Origin of the sequence: Escherichia sp. MOD1-EC5433, assembly GCF_002966005.1 — a bacterium.
Classification (GTDB): domain Bacteria; phylum Pseudomonadota; class Gammaproteobacteria; order Enterobacterales; family Enterobacteriaceae; genus Escherichia; species Escherichia ruysiae.
Genome location: NZ_PTRL01000003.1, coordinates 359,907 through 378,927 on the forward strand (window position 1 = coordinate 359,907; position 19,021 = coordinate 378,927).

A 19,021-nucleotide genomic window follows, 5' to 3' on the forward strand; every position below is an offset into this window, starting at 1 on the left:
TCATATTACCGAGAAGAGAGAACATTGCGGTGGCACGCTTTTACCGCTACCTTAACCACACTCCATCGGTCACCTGAGGCGGAGCTTCGCCCCTTTGAAATACCTTGCTTCTTTTCGCACAACCCTGAAAGTCTCGCGCTATATGTTCAGAGCATTGGCGTTATTGCTCTGGCTGTTGATTGCTTTTTCATCAGTGTTTTACATCGTCAATGCCCTGCATCAGCGAGAATCAGAGATTCGTCAGGAATTTAACCTGAGTTCCGATCAGGCTCAGCGGTTTATTCAGCGCACTTCTGACGTGATGAAAGAGCTGAAGTACATTGCTGAAAATCGCTTATCTGTAGAAAACGGCGTGCTTTCCCCGCGTGGGCGAGAAACGCAAGCGGATGTGCCGGTGTTCGAACCGTTGTTTGCCGATTCCGACTGTTCCGCGATGAGTAACACCTGGCGCGGCTCTCTGGAGTCGCTGGCGTGGTTTATGCGCTACTGGCGCGATAATTTCTCTGCAGCTTACGATCTCAACCGCGTATTTTTGACCGGCAGCGATAACCTCTGCATGGCAAACTTTGGCCTGCGTGATATGCCGGTTGAACGCGACACCGCCCTGAAAGCTCTGCATGAGCGCATCAATAAGTATCGTAATGCTCCGCAGGATGACAGCGGCAGCAACCTTTATTGGATCAGCGAAGGCCCGCGTCCTGGCGTTGGATATTTCTACGCGCTGACGCCGGTGTATCTGGCGAACCGTTTGCAGGCTTTGTTGGGCGTTGAGCAAACCATTCGGATGGAGAACTTCTTCTTACCAGGTACATTACCGATGGGGGTTACTATCCTTGATGAGAATGGTCATACCCTGATTTCGTTGACCGGACCAGAAAGCAAAATCGAGGCTGAACCGCGTTGGATGCAGGAACGTTCCTGGTTCGGTTATACACCTGGCTTCCATGAGCTGGTGCTGAAGAAAAATCTGCCGCCATCATCGTTAAGTATTGTTTACTCGGTGCCTGTAGATCAGGTGCTGGAACGCATTCGTATGCTGATACTTAACGCAATTTTGCTGAATGTTATTGCCGGTGCGGCGCTGTTTACCCTCGCGCGGATGTACGAGCGGCGTATTTTCATTCCGGCAGAAAGTGACGCCCAGCGGCTGGAAGAACACGAGCAGTTTAATCGCAAGATTGTCGCCTCCGCCCCGGTGGGGATCTGTATTTTGCGCACCGCTGATGGTGTCAATATTTTGAGTAACGAACTGGCACATACCTATCTCAATATGCTTACGCATGAGGATCGCCAGCGGCTGACGCAAATTATCTGTGGGCAGCAAGTCAATTTTGTCGATGTCCTGACCAGCAACAATACTAATCTGCAAATCAGCTTTGTTCATTCGCGCTATCGTAATGAAAACGTGGCGATTTGTGTACTTGTCGATGTTTCTTCTCGTGTGAAGATGGAAGAGTCGTTGCAAGAGATGGCGCAGGCGGCAGAACAGGCGAGTCAGTCGAAATCGATGTTCCTTGCCACCGTTAGCCACGAGTTGCGAACGCCGCTGTATGGCATTATCGGTAACCTGGATCTGTTGCAAACCAAAGAGTTACCGAAAGGCGTTGACCGTCTGGTGACGGCAATGAATAACTCTTCCAGCCTGCTGTTGAAAATTATCAGCGACATTCTCGATTTCTCGAAGATTGAATCGGAACAGTTAAAGATAGAGCCGCGTGAGTTTTCACCGCGTGAAGTGATGAACCATATCACCGCCAACTATTTGCCGCTGGTGGTGCGAAAGCAGCTTGGTTTGTACTGCTTTATTGAACCGGATGTGCCGGTAACCTTAAACGGCGATCCGATGCGTTTACAGCAGGTCATCTCCAATCTGTTGAGTAACGCCATTAAATTTACCGATACCGGCTGCATTGTTCTGCATGTCCGTGCTGATGGCGATTATCTTTCTATTCGCGTTCGCGATACTGGCGTGGGGATTCCGGCGAAAGAAGTGGTGCGGCTGTTCGATCCCTTCTTCCAGGTAGGGACGGGTGTACAGCGTAACTTCCAGGGAACCGGTCTGGGACTGGCGATTTGTGAAAAACTGATCAGCATGATGGACGGTGATATCTCAGTAGAGTCTGAACCAGGTATGGGAAGCCAGTTTACGGTACGTATTCCGCTGTATGGTGCGCAATATCCACATAAAAAAGGTGTCGAAGGATTAACGGGTAAACGCTGCTGGTTGGCGGTACGCAATGCGTCACTATGCCAGTTTATCGAAACCAGTTTGCAGCGCAGTGGTGTAATCGTTACAACATACGAAGGTCAGGAACCCTCACCGGAGGATGTGTTGATTACTGATGAGGCGCTGAGTGAAAAATGGCAGGGCAGAGCGGTGGTGACTTTCTGCCGTCGACATATTGGCATTCCGCTGGAGAGAGCGCCCGGTGAGTGGGTGCATAGCGTCGCCTCGTCGCATGAACTGCCTGTGCTACTGGCGCGTATCTATCGGATAGAAATTGAAAGTGATGATCCTGCCAACGTTCTGCCGTTGACGGACAAAGACTCCACCAGCAATGACGACATGATGATTCTGGTGGTTGACGATCATCCGATTAACCGTCGCTTACTAGCCGATCAGCTCGGATCGTTGGGTTATCAGTGTAAAACGGCAAATGATGGCGTCGATGCGCTTAATGTACTAAGCAAGAATCATATCGATATCGTGCTTAGTGACGTCAACATGCCAAATATGGACGGTTACCGGTTAACGCAACGTATCCGCCAGCTGGGGTTAACGTTGCCGGTAATCGGAGTAACTGCTAATGCGTTGGCTGAAGAGAAGCAGCGGTGTCTGGAGTCCGGGATGGATAGCTGTCTGTCGAAGCCAGTGACGCTGGATGTCATAAAACAGACGCTGACGATGTATGCCGAGAGGGTCAGGAAAGCGCGGAAATCGTAGGAGCGGTCGGTGCAAACGCCTGATGCGACGCTGGCGCGTCTTATCAGGCCTGCGTTTGTGTAATGTATTGAAATATTGGGATTTGTAGGCCGGATAAGGCGTTTACGCCGCATCCGGCGGTCGGTGCTTATCTGGCCTGTCGGGAGATTACTCTTTATCTGCCGGACTTAAGGTCACAGAAGAGAGATAATTCAGCAGGGCGATATCGTTCTCGACACCCAGCTTCATCATCGCGGATTTCTTCTGGCTGCTGATGGTTTTGATGCTACGGTTGAGCTTTTTAGCAATCTCGGTAACCAGGAAACCTTCTGCAAACAGGCGCAGTACTTCACTCTCTTTAGGTGAGAGACGCTTGTCGCCGTAACCACTGGCGCTGATTTTCTCCAGCAGACGAGATACGCTTTCTGGGGTAAATTTCTTGCCTTTTTGCAGCGCGGCGAGGGCTTTTGGCAGATCCGTAGGCGCGCCTTGCTTCAGGACGATCCCTTCGATATCCAGATCCAGTACCGCGCTAAGAATTGCCGGGTTGTTGTTCATGGTCAGAACAATGATCGACAGGCTTGGGAAATGACGCTTGATGTATTTGATCAAGGTGATCCCGTCACCGTATTTATCTCCAGGCATGGAGAGATCGGTAATCAACACGTGCGCATCCAGTTTCGGCAGGTTGTTGATCAGTGCTGTGGAATCTTCAAATTCGCCGACAACATTCACCCACTCGATTTGTTCAAGTGATTTGCGAATACCGAACAGTACTATCGGATGGTCATCGGCAATAATTACGTTCATATTGTTCATGTAATAGGCTACCTTGCTACAGCAAGCTCTTGACATAGCTGTCAATGTCGCTGATGTATTTTTCTGTTCCTGGGACATCCTTCTCGCGAATAAGATGTTCCAGCGTTTCACATAACTGCTTGCCGGGTACCAGATTTAGCATGGCAAACACGCCTTTAAGACGATGAGCCGTTTGGGCTAATGCAGCAAAGTCACTGGTTGCTGCTTCAGTATATAGCCTCTTAACATCATCCGGTACTGTGTCTACAAAGAGCGCATAATAGCCGCTGGCATGGAGTTGTGCATTTTCATCTCCACCCATAGGCGATTCTGTCACCTCTTCCTGCGCCAGTTGCACTTCAATTAATTGTAAGACCGCTTCCTGCATAGCATTGCTCATATTGAAGTTGACGCACAATTGACCAGGCCCAATTTCCCGTACGCCAGACTCATCATCGCTTAAAAGCAAGCCAGAGGCAGTAAGATTAGACGGATTATCCGTTAAAAAGATATCATAATCCTGACTAATTAATCTTTCATCGGGTGTGATACAGGTTGCACCCCAATTTTCTAACTGGCGAGTGACAATATTCCGAATTTCTGTGGAAGTTACATCCACCATCACGGTGACATCATCCAGTAAACGTTCCTCTTCCTCTTCAACGTCCGGGTCTGCAGGCAGCATTTTGATATGCACGGAGTAGCGTGTACCAAGCCCGTCCCGCGTTTTAATATTTAAATGACCGCCCAGTTTTCGCGCCAGTTGATCACTCAACCAGAATGCCAACGGGTCCGCCTTGCCATAGCGATCGCTTTGGGTCTGGTTGATGAACGGGAAGTGTAAATTATCCATTTCATGAATGCTTACACCGTCTCCGGTGTCCAGAATGCGGAAAGTCAGACGTTCGTCAGAGGATTCATCCTGATCAACCTCAAGGGTAATTTTCCCCAGTTGCGTTGAGGTGACGGCATATTGCATCAACAGCAGCAAAATACGGCGTAAAGCATCGCGATCGCCACGGCGCATATCGTGTGCTTTCAGATGATTGTTAATCAGTAGTTGCAGGCCTTTGCGCTTCATTGCCGGTAGCACAGCAGGAACCACTTCATCGATTAAATCCTGTACGGAGAAAAGCTCGGTCTCGCTCTTCCAGCTATCGTCCGCAAGCATGTTCGCTAGCTGAATTTCATCGACCAGGCGCACCAGCACATCAGCCTGATTTGCCAGTTGTTTGCTTTCCGGGGAGTTGAGTTTAGCCGCACTCTCCGCCAGTGACCGTGCGGGTTCTTTCAGCGCATCGCCAATGTTTTGCATAAAGGCCATCCGGCCCTGCTGGTTTTTCTCGTACAGACGCTGCGCCTGCTTGAGTTTCTTGTTCACCAGCACCTCGCGATCCTGATCGCGAATGATGAAGATTTGCGTACGCGGCGCTATCTGGCTGCGGAACATGCGAATTTCATACAGCTCGTTATTGACGGTCGCCTGAATAATCCCCTGATGCTGTTCTGCCATGGTGGTGATGTTTTGCAGATTCAAATGCGGCAGCAGATGGTCGGCAATCTTATTGCTGATAACTGTGCGATTCGATTCCTGATCGTGAACCAGCAGACCGAGTGGCAGCAGTGACACAATCTCTTCATTTATTGCCCGCAAGATACGCAGTTCGTTATTCACTGCGGTGCTGGGAACGCTTTCTGTGCTGCGCCCGGAGAAATGGCGAAAGGTGGTGTAACCAAAAAGTGCCAGTGCCAGCAAACCGATATTCAGCAGCAGTGGCAGCAGAATGTTTTGCAATGTATCCAGCAGCAAAGTGCCGTAAGGAACCTGCCAGACCAGCCGCATATCGGTGGAGTTGAGCGCCGAAGAGATTTCAATCTTCGAACTATTAAAGTTAATGCTGACGCTATCCGTTGCTTCTTTCTCATTATTATTGTTACCCGCAGTACCTGCTTCTGGTTCAAGACGGAAGCTATCCAGCGGCATCCCTGGCGGGATTAGATCATTAATAGGCAGATCAAATGCAACCACCGTTGCCAGATGTCCCGGCTGGTTAAAGGTTGTACGCAAGGTAAAATAATGACCGTTCTGCCAGGCAAGACGGCGCAGGTTAGAAAAACTTTCACGTTCATCCAGTGCGTTAGCCTGTTGCAGCATCTCCGCGCGACGAGAATCAACAATGTCACTGACAGTCGATTCTTTAAATCCGGAGGTGAGATCTTTTAACGGCAGGGTCGAGATAAGAATCAGGCTGTTATCCTGCCCGTTCAGATAATACATCGACCACGGTACATTTTCTGCGCCCCATAATGTGTCCAGATAAGTAGACATTCGTTGGGTCATCTCAAGCGTTGAGTTGTCGTGAGAACCAAAGATCAGGGCTTCTGTTTTGCGACGCGGTTTTTCCAGATAGTAGACATCCTGTTTCAGACGCGTCTCTTGCAAACTTTCACTGGTGGAAGGTGAAGTCGTTGCAGCGATGTTGTCGTAGATCTGCCAGGTCACGTAACGCCAGGTATCGACGCGCTTTTGTATAGCATGAGTAATGTCGACAATCTGGTAGCTTTTATCTTTCAGCCAGGCGTTGACTGCGCTTTGTACCATTACACCCATCATCACCAGCAACACAATGATCAACAGTAAAAAGAAGCGGGTAATGCTCCCCGGTAGGAGTGAAAAGCGGGTCGTGGCCGTTGTCTCTTTCTGACGCATTCGTGTTTATGACCTGTTAAAACTTCGCGAAGTGATAGGGCAGTATAAAGGGTACAGTGCGAAATTCCAGACTATTACCCGATAGATGATTCTCTATTCCTCAACGATATGTCTCGTTCTGCCCGATGGGAAATAGATGTACACACCGCATTCTGCTGTACAAATAATCTGCAAAAAGAAGAGCGAAATTAATTACGGATAAAGAAAAGATGGCGGGAATTATATCTTGTTAAATTTTTGTGAAATTATTAACAAGCGTTATAATTTTCTAGCGGTAGTACAAAAAAATAAAAGTTGTGTAAAGAAGGGTAAAAAAAACCGGATGCGAGGCATCCGGTTGAAATAGGGGTAAACAGACATTCAGAAATGAATGACGGTAATAAATAAAGTTAATGATGATAGCGAGACATATTTTAGTTGCGAGTGAAGATTTTGTTTTGGCATTCAGTGCTATCAAGTACTTAAGAATAAGTTATTGATTTTACCTTTGAATTATTATTGCTTGATGTTAGGTGCTTATTTCGCCAATCATCAAGAATCTTAAAAAGTTCCATCATATTTACATTTTGAAACATCTATAGCGATAAATGAAACATCTTAAAAGTTTTAGTATCATATTCGTGTTGGATTATTCTGCATTTTTGGGGAGAATGGACTTGCCGACTGATTAATGAGGGTTAATCAGTATGCAGTGGCATAAAAAAGCAAATAAAGGCATATAACAGAGGGTTAATAACATGAAAGTTAAAGTACTGTCCCTCCTGGTCCCAGCTCTGCTGGTAGCAGGCGCAGCAAACGCTGCTGAAGTTTACAACAAAGACGGCAACAAATTAGATCTGTACGGTAAAGTAGACGGCCTGCACTATTTCTCTGACAACAAGTCAGAAGACGGCGACCAGACCTATGTACGTCTTGGTTTCAAAGGCGAAACTCAGGTTACTGACCAGCTGACCGGTTACGGCCAGTGGGAATATCAGATCCAGGGCAATACCTCTGAAGACAACAAAGAAAACTCCTGGACCCGTGTGGCATTCGCTGGTCTGAAATTCCAGGACGTTGGTTCTTTCGACTACGGTCGTAACTACGGCGTTGTTTACGACGTAACTTCCTGGACCGACGTACTGCCAGAATTCGGTGGCGACACTTACGGTTCTGACAACTTCATGCAGCAGCGTGGTAACGGCTTCGCGACCTACCGTAACACCGACTTCTTCGGTCTGGTTGACGGTCTGAACTTTGCTGTTCAGTACCAGGGTAAAAACGGTAGCGTAAGCGGCGAAGGCATGACCAACAACGGTCGTGGTGCTCTGCGTCAGAACGGCGACGGCGTTGGCGGTTCTATCACTTATGATTACGAAGGCTTTGGTATCGGTGCTGCAGTATCCAGCTCCAAACGTACCTGGGATCAGAACAACCAAGGCTTCATCGGTACTGGCGACCGTGCTGAAACCTACACTGGTGGTCTGAAATACGACGCTAACAACATCTACCTGGCTGCTCAGTACACCCAGACCTACAACGCAACTCGCGTAGGTTCTCTGGGTTGGGCGAACAAAGCACAGAACTTCGAAGCTGTTGCTCAGTACCAGTTCGACTTCGGTCTGCGTCCGTCTGTAGCATACCTGCAGTCTAAAGGTAAAAACCTGGGTGTCGTTGCTGGTCGTAACTACGACGACGAAGATATCCTGAAATATGTTGATGTTGGTGCTACCTACTACTTCAACAAAAACATGTCCACCTACGTTGACTACAAAATCAACCTGCTGGACGACAACCAGTTCACCCGCGCTGCTGGCATCAACACTGATGACATCGTAGCTCTGGGTCTGGTTTACCAGTTCTAATCTCGATTTATATCGAACAAAGGGCCTGCGGGCCCTTTTTTCATTGTTTTCAGCGTACAAACGCAGTTTTTTGGTGTACTCTTGCGACCGTTCGCATGAGGATAATCACGTATGGAAATAAGCTTTACCCGCGTGGCATTGCTGGCTGCCGCGCTCTTCTTTGTTGGTTGCGATCAAAAAACACAACCCGCCAAATCCCACGCTACTGAAGTTACCGTTCTTGAAGGCAAAACGATGGGAACCTTCTGGCGTGCCAGCATCCCTGGCCTTGACGCCAAACGCAGTGCTGAACTTAAAGAGAAGATTCAGACCCAGCTGGACGCCGACGATCAGCTGCTTTCGACCTATAAAAAAGACTCCGCGCTGATGCGCTTTAACGACTCGAAAAGTTTGTCGCCGTGGCCGGTAAGTGAAGCGATGGCCGATATCATCACCACCTCGCTGCGCATTGGCGCCAAAACCGATGGCGCGATGGATATTACTGTCGGGCCGCTGGTGAATCTGTGGGGCTTTGGCCCGGAACAACAGCCGGTACAAATCCCGAACCAGGAACAGATCGACGCGATGAAAGCCAAAACGGGTTTACAGCATCTGACGGTCATTAATCAGTCACATCAACAATATCTGCAAAAAGATCTGCCGGATTTATATGTCGATCTCTCTACCGTTGGCGAAGGTTATGCGGCAGATCATCTGGCACGCTTAATGGAGCAGGAAGGGCTTTCCCGCTATCTGGTGTCGGTGGGCGGCGCGCTGAACAGCCGTGGCATGAACGGCGAAGGGCAGCCGTGGCGGGTGGCGATCCAAAAACCGACCGATAAAGAAAACGCGGTTCAGGCCGTGGTTGACATCAATGGTCACGGTATCAGCACTTCTGGCAGCTATCGCAACTATTACGAGCTGGACGGCAAACGCCTTTCCCATGTTATTGATCCGCAAACCGGGCGTCCCATTGAACACAATCTGGTATCCGTGACGGTGATTGCCCCGACGGCGCTGGAAGCCGACGCCTGGGATACTGGCTTAATGGTGCTCGGGCCGGATAAAGCCAAAGAAGTCGTTCGCCGGGAAGGGCTGGCGGTCTATATGATCACCAAAGAGGGCGATAGCTTTAAAACCTGGATGTCGCCGCAGTTTAAAAGCTTCCTTATCAGCGAAAAAAATTAAAGCGCAAGATTGTTGGTTTTTGCGCAATGGTGACCGGGCAGACTAAAGGCTATCCTTAACCAGGGAGCTGATTATGAACAACGCCACACGCTTAACTGACGATCAACGCTGGCAATCTGTCTTAGCCCGCGACCCAAACGCCGACGGCGAATTTGTCTTCGCCGTGCGCACCACGGGCATCTTTTGTCGTCCGTCTTGTCGGGCTAAACACGCTCTGCGGGAAAACGTCTCCTTCTTTTCTGATGCCAGCGAGGCGCTTGCCGCTGGCTTTCGCCCCTGCAAACGTTGTCAGCCAGACAAAGCCAATCCCCAACAACATCGCCTTGATAAAATTACCCACGCCTGCCGACTGCTGGAACAGGAAACGCCTGTAACGCTGGAAGCCTTAGCCGACCAGGTGGCGATGAGTCCGTTCCATCTGCATAGATTGTTTAAAGCGACTACCGGAATGACACCGAAAGTCTGGCAGCAGGCCTGGCGCGCTCGCCGATTGCGGGAATCGTTAGTGAAAGGGGAGAGCGTGACCCAGGCTATTCTCAATGCCGGATTCCCCGACGGCAGCAGTTACTACCGTAAAGCCGATGAAACGCTGGGCATGACGGCTAAACAGTTTCGTCACGGTGGCGAAAACCTGGCTGTGCGTTATGCACTGGCTGATTGTGAGCTGGGTCGTTGCCTGGTGGCAGAAAGCGAGCGGGGGATTTGCGCGATATTACTGGGTGATGATGACGCGACATTAATCAGTGAACTGCGGCAGATGTTTCCCGCTGCCGACAACGCACCCGCTGACCCGACGTTTCAGCAACATGTGCGTGAAGTGATCGCCAGCCTCAATAACCGGGATACGCCGCTGACGTTGCCGCTGGATATTCGCGGCACCGCTTTTCAGCAGCAAGTCTGGCAGGCGCTGCGTACCATTCCTTGCGGTGAAACTGTGAGTTATCAGCAACTGGCAAACACCATCGGCAAACCGAAAGCGGTACGTGCCGTGGCAAGTGCCTGCGCCGCCAATAAGTTAGCGATCGTTATACCTTGTCATCGGGTGGTACGTGGTGATGGCACACTTTCCGGTTACCGCTGGGGTGTTTCGCGTAAAGCACAGTTGCTACGTCGTGAAGCTGAAAACGAGGAGAAATAATGTTGGATCTGTTTGCTGATGCTGAACCGTGGCAAGAACCCCTGGCACCTGGCGCGGTGATCCTGCGCCGTTTTGCCTTTAATACTGCGGAGCAACTGATGCAGGGAATCAGCAATGTCGCCCGCCAGTCGCCGTTTCGCCAGATGATCACACCCGGCGGATATACCATGTCGGTGGCGATGACCAACTGCGGGCGTCTGGGCTGGACCACCAATCGGCAGGGTTATCTCTATTCGCCCATTGATCCGCAAACAAATAACCCGTGGCCTGCGATGCCGCAAAGTTTTCATGATTTATGTCAGCGTGCAGCCACGGCGGCGGGCTATCCAGATTTCCAGCCAGATGCCTGTTTGATCAACCGCTATGCCCCTGGCGCGAAACTGTCGTTACATCAGGATAAAGACGAACCGGATCTGCGCGCACCGATTGTTTCTGTTTCTCTGGGCTTACCCGCGATTTTTCAATTTGGTGGCCTGAAACGTAATGATCCGCTAAAACGACTGTTGCTGGAGCATGGCGACGTGGTGGTGTGGGGCGGTGAGTCGCGGCTGTTTTATCACGGCATTCAACCGCTGAAAGCAGGGTTTCATCCACTCACCGCCGACTGCCGCTACAACCTGACTTTTCGTCAGGCAGGTAAAAAAGAATAAAAATAAGAATTATTATTGCTGTGCGCGCGAAGATGTTTAAACTGCGGGCTGTAATTCATTGTCCGGGTTTTCTGCATGGAACTTCTTGTACTTGTCTGGCGGCAGTATCGCTGGCCATTTATCAGTGTGATGGCGCTAAGCCTCGCCAGTGCGGCATTAGGCATTGGCTTAATTGCTTTTATCAATCAGCGCCTTATCGAAACGGCGGATACCAGTCTGCTGGTGTTGCCGGAGTTTCTGGGATTATTGCTGCTGTTGATGGCAGTCACTCTCGGATCGCAACTGGCGCTCACCACTTTGGGTCATCACTTCGTTTACCGACTGCGTAGTGAATTTATCAAGCGGATTCTCGATACTCACGTCGAGCGCATTGAACAACTTGGTAGCGCCTCGTTGTTGGCGGGGTTAACCAGCGATGTGCGCAATATCACCATTGCTTTTGTGCGTCTGCCGGAACTGGTGCAGGGGATCATTCTCACTATCGGTTCAGCGGCGTATCTGTGGATGCTGTCGGGCAAAATGTTGCTGGTAACGGCTATCTGGATGGCAGTCACCATCTGGGGTGGTTTTGTACTGGTGGCGCGGGTGTACAAACATATGGCGACCCTGCGTGAAACCGAAGACAAGCTGTACACGGATTTTCAAACTGTACTCGAAGGGCGCAAAGAGCTGACTCTGAACCGGGAACGCGCCGAGTATGTGTTTAACAACCTCTACATTCCTGATGCGCAAGAATATCGCCATCATATTATCCGTGCTGACACCTTCCATCTTAGTGCTGTGAACTGGTCAAACATCATGATGCTGGGTGCTATCGGCCTGGTGTTCTGGATGGCGAACAGTCTCGGTTGGGCTGATACCAACGTTGCCGCGACCTATTCGCTGACGCTGTTATTCCTGCGCACGCCGCTGCTTTCTGCGGTTGGCGCATTGCCGACGCTGCTGACGGCGCAGGTGGCGTTTAACAAGCTGAACAAATTCGCGCTCGCGCCTTTCAAAGCGGAGTTTCCACGCCCGCAGGCGTTTCCTGACTGGCAAACGCTGGAGCTACGTAACGTGACGTTTAGTTATCAGGACAACGCGTTTTCCGTTGGCCCACTCAACCTCACCATTAAACGTGGCGAACTGTTGTTTCTGATTGGTGGCAACGGTAGTGGAAAATCGACGCTGGCGATGTTGCTGACGGGGTTGTATCAGCCGCAAAGCGGTGAAATTTTGCTGGATGGTAAACCCATCAGCGGCGAAAAACCGGAGGATTATCGCAAGTTGTTTTCCGCCGTGTTTACCGATGTCTGGCTGTTTGATCAACTGCTGGGGCCAGAGGGAAAACCTGCTAATCCGCAACTGGTTGAGAAGTGGCTGGCGCAGTTGAAAATGGCTCATAAGCTGGAGTTAAGTAACGGGCGTATTGTTAACCTGAAGTTATCAAAAGGGCAGAAAAAACGCGTGGCGCTGTTGCTGGCGCTGGCAGAAGAACGCGATATTATCCTGCTGGATGAATGGGCGGCGGATCAGGACCCACACTTCCGCCGTGAGTTTTATCAGGTGCTGCTGCCGCTGATGCAGGAGATGGGGAAAACTATTTTCGCCATCAGCCATGATGACCATTACTTTATCCACGCCGACCGCCTGCTGGAGATGCGCAACGGGCAACTTAGCGAGCTGACTGGCGAAGAGCGCGATGCTGCTTCGCGTGATGCCGTTGCCCGGACGGCATAATATTTTGACGCTGACCTGGCGGATTTCTGCCGCCAGGTAAATATTCTAAAAATCCCTTCATTTCTAATAACCCTATAATTAATCAACGAAATTACAATGTTTCTAAAATTAGAATATAATTTATAAACATTATTTAAATGTTGTTACTTAAGTGTTACCGTTGATGCCGCGCAAATCTCACCTGCAATAAAGCGACTAAAAGTAAGGCATTAACAAGATGAAAAAAGTGACTGCCATGCTCTTCTCGATGGCCGTGGGGCTTAATGCCGTTTCGATGGCGGCAAAAGCGAAAGCGTCCGAGGAGCAGGAAACTGATGTACTGTTGATTGGCGGCGGCATTATGAGCGCCACGTTGGGGACTTATTTACGCGAGCTGGAGCCAGAGTGGTCGATGACCATGGTAGAGCGCCTGGAGGGGGTTGCGCAGGAGAGTTCGAACGGCTGGAACAACGCCGGAACCGGGCATTCTGCGCTGATGGAACTCAATTACACCCCGCAAAACGCCGATGGCAGCATCAGTATTGAAAAAGCAGTCGCCATTAACGAAGCATTTCAGATTTCCCGCCAGTTCTGGGCGCACCAGGTCGAGCGCGGCGTGCTGCGTACTCCGCGTTCATTTATCAATACCGTTCCGCACATGAGCTTTGTCTGGGGTGAGGATAACGTCAATTTCCTGCGCGCCCGTTATGCGGCATTGCAACAAAGTTCGCTGTTTCGCGGTATGCGTTACTCTGAAGATCACGCGCAGATCAAAGAGTGGGCACCGTTAGTGATGGAAGGGCGCGATCCACAGCAGAAAGTGGCGGCTACACGTACAGAAATCGGCACTGATGTGAACTACGGCGAGATCACCCGCCAGTTAATAGCTTCCTTGCAGAAGAAGTCTAACTTCTCGCTGCAACTCAGCAGTGAAGTCCGCGCTCTCAAACGTAATGACGATAGCACCTGGACCGTCACCGTTGCCGATCTGAAAAACGGCACTGCACAGAACATTCGTGCCAAATTTGTCTTTATCGGCGCGGGCGGTGCGGCGCTGAAGCTGTTACAGGAATCGGGGATTCCGGAAGCGAAAGACTACGCCGGTTTCCCGGTGGGCGGACAGTTCCTTGTTTCGGAAAACCCGGACGTGGTTAATCACCATCTGGCGAAAGTTTACGGTAAAGCATCCGTTGGCGCACCACCGATGTCGGTTCCGCATATCGATACCCGTGTTCTGGACGGTAAACGCGTAGTGCTGTTTGGGCCATTTGCCACCTTCTCAACCAAATTCCTCAAAAACGGTTCATTGTGGGATCTGATGAGTTCCACCACCACCTCTAACGTGATGCCGATGATGCACGTTGGGCTGGATAATTTCGATCTGGTGAAATATCTGGTAAGTCAGGTGATGTTGAGTGAAGAGGATCGTTTTGAAGCGTTGAAAGAGTACTATCCGCAAGCGAAAAAAGAGGACTGGCGTTTGTGGCAAGCGGGGCAGCGTGTGCAGATTATCAAGCGTGATGCCGAGAAAGGTGGTGTACTGCGTCTGGGTACCGAAGTGGTCAGTGACCAGCAAGGAACCATTGCCGCGCTCTTGGGGGCATCGCCAGGGGCGTCAACCGCCGCGCCGATTATGTTGAATCTGCTGGAAAAAGTATTTGGCGATCGCGTTTCCAGCCCGCAATGGCAGGCAACGTTGAAAGCGATCGTTCCGTCTTATGGACGCAAGCTGAACGGTGATGTAGCGGCAACAGAACGCGAGTTGCAGTACACCAGCGAAGTGCTGGGGCTGAAATACGACAAACCGCAAGCAGCAGATAGTACGCCGAAACCGCAGTTGAAACCGCAACCCGTTCAAAAAGAAGTCGCGGATATTGCGTTGTAATGGTGTGCCGCATCCGGCATTGAGTGTCGGATGCGGCGTAACCACCTTATCCGACATACGGAGTGCAGCACTTCACCGCAGTTTAGCGGACTACCGCGTTGTCAATTTTCTCTTCCGCCTTCCAGATACGGTATTTCACATCCACATTGTCTGGCGTATATACCACGATCGGCAGCTTGCTGTTGTAACGCAGCATTCCGGCATCGCCCAGATACGCGGTGACAAATTTCTTCTCTTTCTTGCCATCCGGGCAGGCCATCATCGTGGAAACCGGCGAGCTTACTTTATCAAAGACATAATAATCATAGCCCCAGCCTTCCAGCGTTTTGCTTTCCAGCTTTCCGCCGAGACGATGCAGGTTGCAATCGACTTCCAGCGTCTGACCGATCAACAGTTCTACTTTCAGGGTAGATTCATCTTCTTGCGGGGTTAACTGAATCACCTGACGCTTCATGCCTTTTTCAGCTTGCGGATAAGGGGCGATTTTTTCCAGTGGCTGGACGCTGTCTGCCGCCCAGGCTGAGGTTGCGGCGAAAGCGGCAAACAGCACTGCAGGTAGAATGGTCTTCATTTGTTTTCCTTCTTCATTTATAGGTTTTCACCGAGGATGTCGCTGAAGGTTAACATATTCATCAGATTTATTAATTTGCTTTATGAATAACTGAAAGAACATTCAGACAATTTTACCTGCTCTTTTAGTGTTAAATGCTAATGAGAGAACAAACCAGCTGAAATATCTCTGGTGAATTAATCGCTATATAAATGTGTTTATAACCATTTGAAATGTGAGCAAAAGCTCGTTTTTGCCACTCTTCCCACCACTCTTTTGATCCTGCTACAGGTTTTACCCCGATCGGGGTATGCATCTTTGACACATCCTTTAATATCTTAGCGGCTATAAAAATGGCTTATTAATTATGCGGTTTATTTGGTCGCTCTCAGTTTTCAGAGCGCGTTAATGATGGAAGGTCAATGTGAAGATTGATGCATCCCGTCGGGGCATACTGACTGGTCGCTGGCGTAAAGCCAGTAACGGTATCCGTCCGCCCTGGTCCGGTGATGAATCTCATTTTCTTAACCATTGCACCCGCTGCGACGCCTGTATTAATGCTTGTGAAAACAACATTCTTGAACGCGGCGCGGGTGGTTATCCGAGCGTTAATTTCAAAAATAACGAGTGCAGCTTCTGTTACGCCTGCGCGCAGGCTTGCCCCGAATCGCTATTTTCTCCGCGCCACACCAGGGCCTGGGATTTGCTGTTCACCATCGGGGAGGCGTGCCTGGCGTATCAAACAGTTGAATGCCGCCGCTGTCAGGATAGCTGCGAGCCAATGGCAATTATCTTTCGCCCGACGCTCTCCGGGATCTACCAGCCGCAACTTAATAGCCAACTTTGCAACGGATGTGGAGCATGTGCAGCCAGCTGTCCGGTATCAGCCATAACTGCGGAGTATCTCCATGCACACTAACTGGCAAGTTTGCAGCCTGGTCGTGCAGGCCAAAAGCGAACGAATTTCAGACATCAGCACCCAACTGAACGCCTTTCCCGGCTGTGAAGTCGCTGTCAGCGACGCGCCGAGCGGTCAGTTGATTGTGGTGGTGGAAGCAGAAGACAGCGAAACGCTGATCCAAACCATTGAGTCAGTACGCAACGTAGAAGGCGTGCTGGCGGTGTCGCTGGTTTATCACCAGCAGGAAGAGCAAGGTGAGGAAACACCATGAAACTCAGTCGTCGTAGCTTTATGAAAGCTAACGCCGTTGCGGCCGCTGCGGCGGCTGCCGGTCTCAGCGTGCCGGGCGTTGCCCGCGCCGTTGTTGGTCAGCAGGAAGCCATTAAATGGGATAAAGCGCCGTGCCGTTTCTGCGGTACTGGTTGCGGCGTTCTGGTCGGAACGCAGCAGGGGCGTGTGGTGGCCTGTCAGGGCGACCCAGACGCACCGGTTAACCGTGGCCTGAACTGCATTAAGGGCTATTTCCTGCCCAAAATCATGTACGGTAAAGACCGTTTGACGCAGCCGCTGCTGCGTATGAAAAACGGTAAATATGACAAAGAAGGCGAATTTACCCCAATCACTTGGGATCAGGCTTTCGATGTGATGGAAGAGAAATTCAAAACCGCCCTGAAAGAAAAAGGGCCGGAATCGATCGGTATGTTCGGTTCTGGTCAGTGGACTATCTGGGAAGGTTATGCCGCCTCCAAGCTGTTTAAAGCGGGCTTCCGTTCGAACAACATCGACCCGAACGCGCGTCACTGTATGGCGTCGGCAGTAGTTGGCTTTATGCGTACCTTTGGTATGGATGAGCCGATGGGCTGCTATGACGACATCGAGCAGGCTGACGCGTTTGTGCTGTGGGGCGCAAACATGGCGGAGATGCACCCGATCCTCTGGTCGCGCATCACCAACCGTCGTCTCTCTAACCAGAACGTCACCGTGGCGGTGCTTTCTACCTACCAGCATCGTAGCTTCGAGCTGGCGGATAACGGCATCATCTTTACGCCACAGTCTGACCTGGTGATCCTGAACTATATCGCCAACTATATCATTCAAAACAATGCGATAAATCAGGACTTCTTCAGCAAACACGTTAATCTGCGTAAAGGGGCGACGGACATCGGCTACGGTTTACGTCCGACCCATCCGCTGGAAAAAGCAGCGAAGAATCCAGGTTCTGACGCCTCTGAACCGATGAGCTTTGAAGATTACAAAGCCTTCGTTGCTGAGTATACGCTGGAAAAAACTGCCGAAATGACCGGCGTGCCGAAAGACCAGTTAGAACAACTGGCGCAGCTGTATGCCGATCCGAACAAGAAAGTCATCTCCTACTGGACGATGGGTTTCAACCAGCATACCCGTGGCGTGTGGGCCAACAACCTGGTCTACAACCTGCACCTGCTGACCGGCAAAATTTCCCAACCGGGTTGCGGTCCGTTCTCCCTGACCGGGCAGCCTTCCGCGTGTGGTACTGCGCGTGAAGTGGGCACCTTTGCTCACCGTCTGCCTGCGGACATGGTGGTGACCAACGAGAAGCACCGTGATATCTGCGAGAAGAAGTGGAATATCCCGAGCGGCACTATTCCGGCAAAAATCGGTCTGCACGCGGTGGCGCAAGACCGTGCGCTGAAGGACGGCAAGCTGAATGTTTACTGGACCATGTGTACCAACAACATGCAGGCCGGGCCGAACATTAATGAAGAGCGTATGCCGGGCTGGCGCGACCCGCGCAACTTTATCATCGTCTCCGATCCATATCCGACAGTCAGTGCGCTGGCAGCCGACTTGATCCTGCCGACAGCAATGTGGGTAGAAAAAGAGGGCGCTTACGGTAACGCCGAACGCCGTACTCAGTTCTGGCGTCAGCAGGTACAGGCACCGGGCGAAGCAAAATCGGATCTCTGGCAGTTAGTTCAGTTCTCCCGCCGCTTCAAAACCGAAGAAGTGTGGCCGGAAGAGCTGCTGGCGAAGAAACCGGAACTGCGCGGCAAAACGCTGTACGAAGTGCTGTATGCCACCCCGGAAGTGAGCAAATTCCCGGTATCTGAACTGGCGGAAGATCAGCTGAACGATGAATCCCGCGAGCTGGGCTTCTATCTGCAAAAAGGGCTGTTCGAAGAGTACGCATGGTTTGGTCGCGGTCACGGTCACGATCTCGCGCCGTTCGATGACTACCACAAAGCGCGCGGTCTGCGCTGGCCGGTGGTGAACGGTAAAGAAACGCAGTGGCGTTACAGCGAAGGTAACGACCCGTACGTGAAAGCGGGCGAAGGCTATAAGTTCTACGGTAAACCGGATGGCAAAGCGGTGATCTTCGCACTGCCGTTCGAACCGGCGGCGGAAGCACCGGATGAAGAGTACGATCTGTGGCTCTCTACCGGACGCGTACTGGAGCACTGGCACACCGGCAGTATGACTCGCCGTGTACCGGAACTGCACCGCGCCTTCCCGGAAGCGGTACTGTTTATTCACCCGCTGGATGCGAAAGCGCGCGATCTGCGTCGTGGCGACAAAGTGAAAGTGGTTTCTCGCCGTGGCGAAGTGATCTCGATTGTCGAAACGCGCGGTCGTAACCGTCCGCCGCAGGGGCTGGTGTATATGCCGTTCTTTGACGCCGCACAGCTGGTAAACAAACTGACGCTGGATGCGACCGATCCGCTCTCGAAAGAGACGGACTTCAAGAAGTGCGCGGTCAAACTGGAGAAGGTGTAAGCC

At 51.0% G+C, this 19,021-nt stretch carries 14 protein-coding genes; 10 read left to right on the forward strand and 4 right to left on the reverse strand.

Annotated elements, in window-relative coordinates; genetic code table 11:
• Positions 1–94: 94 nt before the first annotated feature.
• Positions 95–2,944 (forward strand): two-component system sensor histidine kinase RcsC, encoded by a 2,850-nt coding sequence (gene rcsC, locus C3D30_RS08610; protein WP_105286753.1) that lies wholly within the window; start codon positions 95–97, stop codon positions 2,942–2,944.
• 147 nt (positions 2,945–3,091) lie between these two features.
• Here rcsC and rcsB read toward each other — a convergent pair whose 3' ends face one another.
• Both rcsB and rcsD read right to left on the reverse strand, forming a co-directional pair.
• Positions 3,092–3,742 (reverse strand): response regulator transcription factor RcsB, encoded by a 651-nt coding sequence (gene rcsB, locus C3D30_RS08615; protein ID WP_001516743.1) that lies wholly within the window; start codon positions 3,740–3,742, stop codon positions 3,092–3,094.
• Positions 3,743–3,758: 16 nt separating this feature from the next.
• Entirely contained in the window at positions 3,759–6,431 is a 2,673-nt protein-coding gene (rcsD, locus tag C3D30_RS08620; protein ID WP_105286754.1) for a phosphotransferase RcsD, read from the reverse strand.
• A gap of 737 nt (positions 6,432–7,168) precedes the next feature.
• Here rcsD and ompC point away from each other — a divergent pair.
• From ompC to mqo, 6 genes are all read left to right on the forward strand, one after another.
• Complete coding sequence (ompC, locus tag C3D30_RS08630; protein ID WP_105286755.1) at positions 7,169–8,275, forward strand: porin OmpC; 1,107 nt, start codon at positions 7,169–7,171, stop codon at positions 8,273–8,275.
• Positions 8,276–8,386: 111 nt separating this feature from the next.
• Positions 8,387–9,442: an FAD:protein FMN transferase ApbE gene (apbE, locus tag C3D30_RS08635; protein WP_105286756.1), complete on the forward strand. Its 1,056-nt coding sequence runs from the start codon at positions 8,387–8,389 to the stop codon at positions 9,440–9,442.
• A 73-nt stretch (positions 9,443–9,515) separates the two neighbouring features.
• Positions 9,516–10,580, forward strand: a complete 1,065-nt coding sequence (ada, locus tag C3D30_RS08640; RefSeq protein WP_105286757.1) for a bifunctional DNA-binding transcriptional regulator/O6-methylguanine-DNA methyltransferase Ada — start codon at positions 9,516–9,518, stop codon at positions 10,578–10,580.
• Positions 10,580–11,230, forward strand: a complete 651-nt coding sequence (gene alkB / locus C3D30_RS08645; protein ID WP_105286758.1) for a DNA oxidative demethylase AlkB — start codon at positions 10,580–10,582, stop codon at positions 11,228–11,230. Before ada ends, alkB begins: the two co-directional genes overlap by 1 nt.
• 75 nt (positions 11,231–11,305) lie before the next feature.
• A complete protein-coding gene (yojI, locus tag C3D30_RS08650) occupies positions 11,306–12,949 on the forward strand; it encodes a microcin J25 efflux ABC transporter YojI (RefSeq protein WP_032225729.1) in 1,644 nt (547 codons plus the stop codon).
• Between the two features lie 217 nt (positions 12,950–13,166).
• A complete protein-coding gene (gene mqo / locus C3D30_RS08655; RefSeq protein WP_105286759.1) occupies positions 13,167–14,813 on the forward strand; it encodes a malate dehydrogenase (quinone) in 1,647 nt (548 codons plus the stop codon).
• 82 nt (positions 14,814–14,895) lie between these two features.
• Here mqo and eco read toward each other — a convergent pair whose 3' ends face one another.
• A complete protein-coding gene (gene eco, locus C3D30_RS08660) occupies positions 14,896–15,384 on the reverse strand; it encodes a serine protease inhibitor ecotin (protein WP_105284969.1) in 489 nt (162 codons plus the stop codon).
• Positions 15,385–15,514: 130 nt separating this feature from the next.
• Positions 15,515–15,679, reverse strand: coding sequence for a protein YojO (yojO, locus tag C3D30_RS20720; RefSeq protein WP_032337191.1), 165 nt, complete (start codon positions 15,677–15,679; stop codon positions 15,515–15,517).
• Positions 15,680–15,787: 108 nt separating this feature from the next.
• On the opposite strand from yojO, the gene napF reads away from it, so the two are divergent.
• The 3 genes from napF to napA are packed head-to-tail and all read left to right on the forward strand — an operon-like array spanning position 15,788 to position 19,018.
• Complete coding sequence (gene napF, locus C3D30_RS08670) at positions 15,788–16,282, forward strand: ferredoxin-type protein NapF (protein WP_021551081.1); 495 nt, start codon at positions 15,788–15,790, stop codon at positions 16,280–16,282.
• Complete coding sequence (gene napD / locus C3D30_RS08675; RefSeq protein ID WP_000557378.1) at positions 16,272–16,535, forward strand: chaperone NapD; 264 nt, start codon at positions 16,272–16,274, stop codon at positions 16,533–16,535. The genes napF and napD overlap by 11 nt, the downstream gene beginning before the upstream one ends.
• On the forward strand, positions 16,532–19,018 hold the full coding sequence (gene napA, locus C3D30_RS08680) for a periplasmic nitrate reductase subunit alpha (RefSeq protein WP_000778067.1): 2,487 nt from the start codon (positions 16,532–16,534) through the stop codon (positions 19,016–19,018). The genes napD and napA overlap by 4 nt, the downstream gene beginning before the upstream one ends.
• Positions 19,019–19,021 lie beyond the last annotated feature (3 nt).

Coding starts and splice junctions, on each gene's coding strand:
- rcsB (WP_001516743.1), bottom strand. CDS start 3,742: ATGAACAATATGAACGTAATTATTGCCGATGACCATCCGATAGTACTG.
- rcsD (WP_105286754.1), bottom strand. CDS start 6,431: ATGCGTCAGAAAGAGACAACGGCCACGACCCGCTTTTCACTCCTACCG.
- ompC (WP_105286755.1), top strand. CDS start 7,169: ATGAAAGTTAAAGTACTGTCCCTCCTGGTCCCAGCTCTGCTGGTAGCA.
- apbE (WP_105286756.1), top strand. CDS start 8,387: ATGGAAATAAGCTTTACCCGCGTGGCATTGCTGGCTGCCGCGCTCTTC.
- ada (WP_105286757.1), top strand. CDS start 9,516: ATGAACAACGCCACACGCTTAACTGACGATCAACGCTGGCAATCTGTC.
- alkB (WP_105286758.1), top strand. CDS start 10,580: ATGTTGGATCTGTTTGCTGATGCTGAACCGTGGCAAGAACCCCTGGCA.
- yojI (WP_032225729.1), top strand. CDS start 11,306: ATGGAACTTCTTGTACTTGTCTGGCGGCAGTATCGCTGGCCATTTATC.
- mqo (WP_105286759.1), top strand. CDS start 13,167: ATGAAAAAAGTGACTGCCATGCTCTTCTCGATGGCCGTGGGGCTTAAT.
- eco (WP_105284969.1), bottom strand. CDS start 15,384: ATGAAGACCATTCTACCTGCAGTGCTGTTTGCCGCTTTCGCCGCAACC.
- yojO (WP_032337191.1), bottom strand. CDS start 15,679: ATGCATACCCCGATCGGGGTAAAACCTGTAGCAGGATCAAAAGAGTGG.
- napD (WP_000557378.1), top strand. CDS start 16,272: ATGCACACTAACTGGCAAGTTTGCAGCCTGGTCGTGCAGGCCAAAAGC.
- napA (WP_000778067.1), top strand. CDS start 16,532: ATGAAACTCAGTCGTCGTAGCTTTATGAAAGCTAACGCCGTTGCGGCC.